8 protein-coding genes are annotated in these 8,260 nt (G+C 46.1%); all 8 read right to left on the minus strand.

Features of this window, described 5'->3' with window-relative positions; translation table 11 throughout:
- Positions 1-13 precede the first annotated feature (13 nt).
- Positions 14-994: a PilW family protein gene (locus ACS8FD_RS08415; protein ID WP_439275391.1), complete on the minus strand. Its 981-nt coding sequence runs from the start codon at positions 992-994 to the stop codon at positions 14-16.
- Positions 994-1,560 carry a type IV pilus modification protein PilV gene (pilV, locus tag ACS8FD_RS08420; RefSeq protein ID WP_439275392.1) on the minus strand — a complete coding sequence of 189 codons (567 nt, stop codon included), beginning with the start codon at positions 1,558-1,560 and terminating at the stop codon, positions 994-996. The genes ACS8FD_RS08415 and pilV overlap by 1 nt, the downstream gene beginning before the upstream one ends.
- Positions 1,557-2,057 carry a pilus assembly FimT family protein gene (locus tag ACS8FD_RS08425; RefSeq protein WP_439275393.1) on the minus strand — a complete coding sequence of 167 codons (501 nt, stop codon included), beginning with the start codon at positions 2,055-2,057 and terminating at the stop codon, positions 1,557-1,559. The genes pilV and ACS8FD_RS08425 overlap by 4 nt, the downstream gene beginning before the upstream one ends.
- Before the next feature lie 303 nt (positions 2,058-2,360).
- Positions 2,361-3,209 carry a ComF family protein gene (locus ACS8FD_RS08430; RefSeq protein ID WP_439275394.1) on the minus strand — a complete coding sequence of 283 codons (849 nt, stop codon included), beginning with the start codon at positions 3,207-3,209 and terminating at the stop codon, positions 2,361-2,363.
- Positions 3,210-3,231: 22 nt separating this feature from the next.
- Positions 3,232-4,650 (minus strand): phospholipase A, encoded by a 1,419-nt coding sequence (locus ACS8FD_RS08435; protein ID WP_439275395.1) that lies wholly within the window; start codon positions 4,648-4,650, stop codon positions 3,232-3,234.
- A 493-nt stretch (positions 4,651-5,143) separates the two neighbouring features.
- Entirely contained in the window at positions 5,144-7,300 is a 2,157-nt protein-coding gene (locus ACS8FD_RS08440; protein ID WP_439275396.1) for a cytochrome c biogenesis protein CcdA, read from the minus strand.
- 68 nt (positions 7,301-7,368) lie between these two features.
- Entirely contained in the window at positions 7,369-7,890 is a 522-nt protein-coding gene (locus ACS8FD_RS08445) for a protein-disulfide reductase DsbD N-terminal domain-containing protein (protein WP_439275397.1), read from the minus strand.
- Between the two features lie 73 nt (positions 7,891-7,963).
- Positions 7,964-8,260: RNA-guided endonuclease InsQ/TnpB family protein (locus tag ACS8FD_RS08450; RefSeq protein ID WP_439275398.1), on the minus strand; the 297-nt coding region annotated here is incomplete at its 5' end.

The raw sequence follows: 8,260 nt of genomic DNA on the forward strand, positions 1-8,260 counted from the left end.
TCCCTACCAAATGTTATAAGCCAGTCTTTACATTGACGACACGAGCATTACGCAGGAGCGTAGTTGTCTCGTAAGTGGTTCGCACTTGCTTACTACGGGAAGTATCATTTTTTAGGACGTTACTCTGGCCTAGTAGCGTAAAAGAAGTTTGATCTTCACTTCCCAATACAGGCGTACTGCCGTGAACGATTAATCCCATCTTAATAGCTGTTATAGCAGGTTTATCATCCGCTATTGCTAAATATGAACTGCTAGGTAAGTACATCATTTGACCTGCATTATTGCTAGAATCAGACTGAGTACCTAATAACACTTTAAATTGATCAACATTGATAATAAACTCTTGACCCGCTTGACCAAAATTGCGCGCATCTGAGCCACCAAAAGCAATTATCTCGCCTGACGTAGTATTGATCCGTCCTGAATCACAGGCTAACACTAGATTTTTGATAGTGCCACTACTCGTATCGTTAGTGACAGGACGCAAAAAATAGCGCTCGACAGCAGTCTCGTTTATCTCAACGGTTGACCCTTCACAATCGCTAAATGGGCTGCCCGTTATATTAGTATATTGAATGGTTAATTGGTCGCTAGCAACAGTTGTATTTGAGGCACCAGTCCAACCATTGGTACCGCTAGCGCTATCGCCTGCACGCCTTGTCAAATAACCTGTATCGGCATAAGGTAAAGCGACGCCTAAATTAGCGCCTGTTAATACTATGCCGCCCTTCGCCGTCGTATTATCAATTCTAGTCGCAGGATTACCTAAATTGGCTAAGCGAACTTTTTTTTCTAATTGTTGTAGCCCAAAAATACTAGCATCTTGTAGTTCACTGCCACTCGCTTGCACACTGCTAGTTTTGACATTGATCAGATATACTTGCATAACAGCAGCTGAGATCAGCAAACCTAGTACTAATGAGATCATCAGCTCTATTAGCGTAAAACCAGCTTGATGAGTATTATCGTGATTATATTTATCGGGGTTGGGCATCAGTAAGCCTCCATAATAAAGCACTCTGCGCCATTTTTATAAGTACCATTTTCATTGGCACAGGCATTGGCATCGCTATCGCTTAAGGCGACAGTAGTATCACCCCAACTGGCTACAAAGCATTGGCGCTCTTGGTTACCTGAAGTGCCAGGACAGCCATCAGGCATTAACCCTACATTGATATCATTATCATCTGCATACAATTTCATCAATAAGCCATCACGTGTCGCTAGCTGATCGATAGTACAGCTATCAGTAACGGCAGGTGCTCCAGCTGTATTTAATATACAACTGTCCTTGGTGATAGTAGCGCCATCTATAGTTATAGAGTCCGTATCGCCATTTACCGCAGCTTTAAAAGCACTTATACCCGTTGAATTAGCACGCATAGCCTCAGCACCGCCTCTCATGATAGTCAGCGCTCGTGTGCGCATGAGGCTCTCATCAGTCGCTTTGACAGCAGTCATTTGCATAGCGGAAAAACCTAGTACCGCTACCGCTAATAGCAGTAGAGCAACTAATACCTCTACTAAGCCTACGCCACGCTGACTCACTAGCTGTCTCATGAGCACGTTCCTCCTAGCTTATTGCTGACATTTGCGATAGCGCTAACTTCAACTTGCCGAGGGGTTGCTTTGGTATTGCTATCACAGACCGTATAGACGACTTGAGCACCATTAAATGTCGCTTTATTAGGTTGAAAGGTCACTGAAGTCGCCGTATTAGGAGTAATAGTTACCGTGCTCTCGATGTTAATATTATAAGTCGATAACACCTTATCACTAACGTTTTCCAAGGTAATCGTGTTGGCAGTGCTATCATGTATAACTTCGATATTCTGCCGCCGAATAACGCTTTCAGCCTTAGCTTCTTTTAACGCATTCTCAAGGGTAGCTGCCGTCGCCTTCACCCGCTGATTGGCCAGTTGCGTACTCACATTGGGTGCAGCAATACTAACGATGATAGCCAATACCGCAATAGTCACCATTAGCTCAATCAGGGTAAACCCTGAAACGCTTTTCGCTTGACACTTATATGACGAGTTAGGTATAGCGGCGTTCACATCCCAATCCTAAATTCTTAAAGTCTGTAGTTAGCTAAGATTCATCCGCTTACTACTGTAATTTTAACTCACTTATGTACGCAGTTATATATTCTAAATATGCAATATTTGTTCCATCTCCCTGAGTCTGAAAACTCAGAATGATGTATAGGCTATTAGTAGTCATGACCTATAGTTCAATAACTTTACAACTTTATATAATACAAAAACAATTCATCTTTATTATATACAAAAATAACACTAAAGACGTAAAGACTCTAGTTATACCATAAATAAACGGTAGCTTTTAGAAGATGAAAGGTACTATTTCTGATTTTGATTACCATGTGCAAGAGCGTAAGCTGAAATATGATACTTAGTCGTCTTAACATCAGCAGGCTGGCTGTCGCTATTAGAGCTATGACTTATATCCTTATTAGTCATTCCAGTGGCTTCTGGAGAGGTTAGATAAGGTTGAGTTGGAATGATAGCGCGCGCTAACGCCTGCAAGCTTGCGCCTGTGGTCGCGACATCATCGAATAACAGCAGACGTTTGACAGGCGGGATTTCGGTCAATACAAAAGCATCATTTAGATTGGTTAGGCGTTCGCTACGGCTTAGTCCTTGCTGACTGACAGTATTATCCTGACGCTCTACTCCATGCCATAAGGGGATTTGCCAGTGCTTGGAGAGGTAAATAGAGAGGATAGTGACTGGGTCGAAGCCACGTTTGAGCAGTCGATTATCGGTAGTGGGCATCGGCAGAATGACGCTATTACCCGCATGACAGCCTTTCGGCCTGGGCAATTGCCGCAGCATATGTACGAGTAAAGGTAGCCGGGTCATATCCTCGCTATGCTTAAAGGCGCGAATGGCTTGGCGCAGCGGATAATCGTAGTAGCTAGCGGCTTGAATTGGTAAGGTGACGGATGCTGCAATATCAACATAAAAAGGCGCCGGTAGCCAAGCGATACTGCGCTGACAGCGACTACAAAGCAGGCTTTTATGAGCAGTTGAAAACTGACTAGAGGAGCGTTTGGCCGATAGGTCTGCATGATTAGAATCTGCAGGGTCAGTATAGGGCGCTTTACGATAGCAGCCGCATAACTGGCAGCGTATATTGACATACTCTGCCAGCCATAACCCCAACTGATAAGGCGCCAGGCGGCGCATAACGACTAAGCTGACCTATAGCCTAAAACCCTTTAAAGTCATTGAGGACAATACCGAAACCGATAGCCGTATTTTCGTAATTATAGTCAATGATGGATTCACCATACCCATGGAATAGCTGCACGTAACCATTAACGTTTTCAGATAAAGGATAGAAGTAGTCAAGCTGCGCCGCCCCTTTATTAGTGCTAGGATTATAGCGCAACGTACCACTCAGACTTTGTTGATCTGGCAAGTCATATAAGAACTTGATATCGCCATAGCCCATAAAGTCTTCGATATCTTCATTGTCTTCGCTACTCTCATTCTCGTTATTGACCCGAGTCCAGATACGCGGTACTACCGACAATTTGCCCCACTCCGCACCCGCCATCAGATAGATACGGTTCCAAGAGCGTGAAATAGGATCAGAGCGCCCATTGGAATGGTGCATCGCTCCTGCGCCGAGCATCCGCAAACGACCACCAAAAGGCAAATCAGCGGTAACCGGCTGCGTCAAAAAGATCTCTGGCTGATAGTCAGTGGCGCGAAAAGGCCGTGAATTGTCTTCATTATAAACTTGCCAATGCGCCTGTTGGGTATAACCGAACCATAAGTCGGCATTGGTATCGAATAAATCTTCGCCGACTTTGGTTTTTAGCGATAGCTGAAACTTCAGCTCAGTATTACGTATCTGGTTAGACGTAAACTCGTCTCCCTCTTGAGAAGGAGAGTTGGGATTTAGATTTGGATCAGCAGTATAGAACAAAGGGAGCACATAGTTCGGTCGGTAGGGTCTCACTGTCCATGTACCGCGCTCACTGTTTTGGTCTAGATCATACGCCAAGCTTAGCGGAGAGTATTTTTCTATCTGCTCTTGGGTGACTCCCACCTCTTCTAACACTTTCGCTTCTCTTTGTGTCAGTCCCACGGTGTTCAAGCTTGCTGTAGTCTGCGCTTGTTCCGCGTCTAAAGTGTCGTCAGCCTCGTCTAAGTCGTCTTGCGCGAGTATCACCTGCGGGTTACCAGAGATAGTCGTTCTAAAGGTTTTGGCTAGATCTACCGGCTGCTTGCTCATGGTATAGGTAGGTGTTTTACCCTGCTCCGCTACTTTATCGAAACAGGCCAAACGCGCCGCGCTAGTCTGCACTTGGGTACATTCAAGGAACAGCTGCGCTTGCTGAGCGATAAAAGCATCGCTAGGCAGCTGGCTGCGATCAATAGAGCCATCAGGATTTGTCATCCGCTCATTCATACCTTGCGACGAGCCCTCACTTAAGTACTCTACATTGGCACCGGCTACTGGTATCTCGTTGTAGATAGGCGCTTCTGTAGCGGCTTGTGCTTGCAGAGCGATGCAACTTAAAGCGACACCTATAGCCACGTTCAGAGGCGTCTTTAGTGCAACGTTCAAAGTCGGCTGACGCTGAGCCTGATATCGGGTGATAACCTGAGCAAACATAGTAGTCCTTGGTCATAATGGGCAGAGATGCCGGCATATTATCTGCTGTCAACAGCACAAATAATTAGAGACTATACTCAGTTCAAAATAAAAAGGTTTGAGAGTTTTGGCGTACTACTGGTATAAACCCTTCTAGCGTGCGGTTTATTTTCGACGCGGCGCAAGATTTATCTCAGTAACCCATCATGCATTTTAAATTGAATCGACTATAGCGGTGATAGTCAGCTATATAAGAGACAAGTCATTGAATGTTCTTAAAAGCTACCGCTACTACTTTATCTAGGTAAAATAACGCGGCAGCATCGACTATCAAATATTGTTGCGTTATTGTAATAAAATTATGCGCATTATACTAGCGTTATCCCTACTTAATATTGGCAGGGTTAAATGAAAAAAGACTTAACAACGTTAATCGCTTCCAGTCACAAAAAAGCGCGATAGCCAACTTATAAAGCTGAGTATCGCGCTAATGAATACCTTATTAAAATTAATATCAATTATTCAAAGCTGTTAAAGTCTGCTCGAACTCTTGGCGACCGATTTCACCAACTTGCTTGTTGACCAGCTCTCCGTCGATATAATACAACAGTGAGGGCGGCCCAAACAGCTGATAGCGCGCTAAGATAGCTTTTGAGTCTGCCGTAGTCTCAGTGATATCGAGTCTAACCAATTGCCAGTCCTGCATCTGCGCAGGGCGATTATGAAATAAGTTCTTATCCATAATACGGCACTCGACGCACCACTCGGCAGTGACATCGACGATGACTTTCGGGCTTTTCGCCGTGATCGCATCGAGCTCTGCGAGCGTAGTGATGTGCTCATCTGTCGCCTTATTGGCTCCTGCCGCCTGACTACTAGTCTGGTTTGCTGATGACGTCATCATCGGTGCTGCAGTCAATGACGCTAGCGGATGCAAGCTGTCATCATTACCTAAAGCCGCGCCAATGATGAGCATCGCTGACCAAATACCGACGACTAGACCTAGCGCTTGCGTCAGCATACGCGCCCTACCGACCCAGCTCCACGCCCAAGTCGCTACCACCATAAACCATAGCGCCCAAACCAGTAACATCACCGGCGAGATAAACACCCGCTCAATTAGTAACAGTGCCACGGCGAATAGTAACAGCGCAAAGCCTTGCTTGACCCAGTTCATCCACACGCCAGCTTTAGGCATAATCTTGCCTTGCGTCGCACCAATCAAGATTAGCGGTGCGGAGAGACCAAACCCGAGCATAAATAATGCGGCGAAACCCAATAGCGGACTGCCAATAGTCGAGACCGCCAGTAGCGCGCCAAACAGTGGCGCAGACACACAAGGCGATACGACTAACGCCGATAAAAAACCAGCGACTAAGCTACCGCCTGTACTACCAAGCTTACTGTCGCCGGCTTGGCTGAGGCCTTGCATCTTAGAGCTGAGGGCGCGTGGCAGACGAATGCTAAAGACGCCAAGCATATACAGCGCCAGTAGTACAAACACAATCGCAAAGCTAATCAAGATAATAGGGTTTTGTAGCCAACCAATAATGCCGAGCGACTCACCAAATACTGCAATCACTGCGCCTAATATGCCATAAGCGATCGCTACCCCTATCGCATAGCTCATCGTTAAGATAACGCCCTTTTTGACGGTTGGATTCTCTTGACGCGCGACAATATTGGCAACGATAGGCAGCATCGGTAATACACAAGGCGTCAGCGCTAGCCCTAACCCTGCTATAAATAATAACAATAAAGCTAGCCAAGGATGGGTGGCGAGACCAAACGGATCATCGTTATCTAAACCGCTGACTAGGCTACTACTATTAGTCGCCGTACTGGTTGTCGTGCTTTCGTCTATGAGGCTTACACCCTCTGCACCATCAATACTGCTATCGGCGCCAGAGATCGAGCTAGTCGCTGTCATATCGCTATCTAAAGTATCATAATCGATAGCGTCGCTGTCTAAATCGTCATAGTCGATAGCTTCGTCAGTCGCTACCGCAGACGTCGAGACTGATTGGGCGTCAGTGGTTGCATTATTACTACTAGCAGTATTGCCAGCGACTACTGTTGTAGCCGTATCAGCGTTACTACCTTTACTACTATTGATAGATACCGTAGTTTTTATCTTCTCTGGTGGATAGCATAGACCCGCTTTGGCGCAGCCTTGCCAGCTAATTGTCACCTCGCCGTCGCTTATGCCGTTAGTACTTGTCAGCGTGGTGCTAGCGATCATATTGGCCTGATCAAATACTGGCACTTGCCCATAAGTCGGATCATCGATAGAGACCGGCTTTTGGTTGAACGTCAAGGGGCTGGCAGTTACTCCAGCTGGCAAGTCAAGCTTGAGCTGATCTTTATAGACATAATGCTCTGGGGTAATATCAAAGTTGATCGCTAGCCGCGTACCGTCAGCCAAGGCTTTTGTGGTACTAGTGACCTGAAAAGCCTCGTCCACCGGTAAGAACTTAGGGGACGCCTCACGGCTATTACCAAATAAATCGCTCAATCCTGCCGCAGACGCGGTGGAAGATGCCATCAGTCCTGTCGCTGCTACGCCCGCTAGCAACGAGCTACTAGATAATCCTAATGCCAATAGATAAGCGGCTCTTGAGCGTGCTTTTTTCTTCAGCGTCGGATAATTTATTACCGTCTTGCTAGACATAGAGGACTACCTTTTTATTACTAGTGTTGCACTGACAGGGTATTGATAAAGGGTGCTGATAAGGGCTATTAACGAGTCGCCGGAATATTGATTTTAGTTTTTACTTTTTCTGGTGGGTAGCATAGTCCTGCGGTAGCACAGCCTTGCCAATCGATAAGAATCGGGGCGTTTTTAGCGCCTTTACCGTTTTTGGTTGCTAAAGTTGTGGTCGCAACCACCGTTCTTTGTTTAAACACCGGCACTTGACCAAAAGTAGGGTCATCGATAGTCACCGGCTGTCGACTGTAGGTAAAAGGCGTCGCGCTGATGCCTTTAGGAAAACGTACCTTTAGCTGGTTTTTATAGACATAATGACCCGGCGTGATGTCAAACGTAATCGATAGGCGCGTGCCTTTACTCGTCGCTTTGGTGCTAGTCAAGACATCGAAGGCCTCATCCACTGGCAAAAACTTTGCTTTGCTCACGCTGTTATTGCCAAACAGCTCGTTTAAGCCTGCCGCTTGCGTGCTCATAGCAGCCATCGATAGCACAGACGCCATAGCTATCGCGCTCAGGCCAGTGGTTATTTTAGAAGTTCGCATAATTGACATAAAAAACTACCTTGTGTTGCAACGACTTACATTTATTGACTTCCTCCCCGCCATAAAAGGACGGAGATTCCTACTAAAGACGGCCAAGCCCGACCGCGAGAATGTTCTTTGCTCCATTAACGTCTCGTTGATGGGTCGTTTGACAAGAACGACAAAACCATACTCTTATACCAAGACCTTCTCTACCTTTCGGACTGTCTTGGCGAGAGCCGCAACACGAGCAGGTTTGGGTGGTGTACGCTTCATTTACTTCAAGATAGTGGCAACCTGCGTTCGCGCATTTGTAATCCAGCTGCCGCTTAATCTCAAACCAACCCGCGTCATAGACAGATTTGGCCAGTTTGCTTGAAGTGAACGATGTTGATTTGAT

This window comes from Psychrobacter sp. 1U2 (assembly GCF_051847575.1).